This is a genomic window from Deinococcus pimensis DSM 21231 (assembly GCF_000519345.1).
Taxonomy (GTDB): Bacteria; Deinococcota; Deinococci; order Deinococcales; family Deinococcaceae; genus Deinococcus_A; species Deinococcus_A pimensis.
Genome location: NZ_KI912668.1, coordinates 28,731 through 29,967, shown reverse-complemented (window position 1 = coordinate 29,967; position 1,237 = coordinate 28,731). Strand labels below are relative to the sequence as shown.

At 73.4% G+C, this 1,237-nt stretch carries 1 protein-coding gene; it reads right to left on the bottom strand.

Going from position 1 to position 1,237, the window contains the following annotated elements; translation table 11 throughout:
• A partial coding sequence (locus DEIPI_RS32410; RefSeq protein ID WP_425387876.1) for an alpha-mannosidase occupies positions 1-1,237 on the bottom strand: 1,237 nt, incomplete at both ends.

Below are 1,237 nucleotides of genomic sequence, written 5' to 3'. Positions count from 1 at the left end.
GCAGGGGGCGGTCGCGCGCGTCGGGGTTCACGACGGTGAAGGTGCCCTCCGTGCCGTCCGAGAGCGCGGCGAGCGCCGCGTCCCGCGCCCGGGTGGCCGTGTCCACCACGCCGCGCAGGGCGGGCTCGGCGTCCTCGTACACCTCGCGGATGCTCGATCCGGGCAGGATGTCGTGGAACTGCGCGAGCAGCAGGGCCTTCCAGGCGGCCTCCAGGGACGGGTCGGGACGCGGGTCGCCGCCCTGCCACGTCGCGAGCGACGAGGTCACCTCGGCTTCCACGAGGCGGTGCTCGGCCTCGCGGTGCAGCTTCTTCGTTCGGCCCTGCGAGGAGAGCGTCGCGCGGTGCAGTTCGAGGTAGAGCTCGCCCGACCAGACCGGGAGCCCGTCGCGCGGCAGCCCGTCGAAGAAGTCGTCCACGCGGGTGTGCCGCAGGCGCGGGCTCGCCGGGTACTCGCGCAGGCGCTCGAAGCGCTCCAGCATCTCCGCGCTGGGGCCGCCGCCGCCGTCGCCGTAGCCGTACGTGAAGAGAGACTCGGGCGCCCCGCCGTCCCAGACGGGCAGCGCCCGCCCCCGGAAGTCCTGCCAGACGGGCCGCAGATGCGTGGGCGACAGGTCGCCGTTGTACGTCCCGAGGCCCTCGACGCCCCAGGTGTGGTTGCGGAAGCTGTGCGCGAGCACCCGGGAGCCGTCGAGCCCCTCCCAGGTGAACAGGTCGTGCGGGAAGACGGTCGTCTCGCTCCAGTTGAGCTTCGTCGTGAAGAAGCCCGTGACGCCCGCCGCGAGCAGCAGCTGCGGCAGCGCGGGCGTGAAGCCGAAGGTGTCGGGCAGCCACGCGACGCGGCTCGTGCGGCCGAACTTCTCGCGGAAGTAGCGCTGGCCGTACAGCAGCTGACGCGCCCACGACTCCCCGCCGAGCATGTTCGCGTCGGGCTCCACCCACATGCCGCCCACGGGCTCGATGCGGCCCTCCAGCACGCGGGCGCGCACCCGCTCGAACAGGTCGGGGTGCTGCTCCTCCAGCCACGCGTACACCTGCGCGCTCGACCCGTTGAAGGTGAAGTCCGGGAAGCGGTCCATCAGCGTGAGGACCGTCTCGAAGGTGCGTCGGGACTTGCGGCGCGTCTCGTGGACGGGCCACAGCCAGCCGAGGTCGAGGTGCGCGTGTCCGCTCACGCCGAAGGCCCCGTCGGGCGGGAAGAGCGCGAGGAGCCGCGCGAGGCCCGCCGCGAGCCGGAC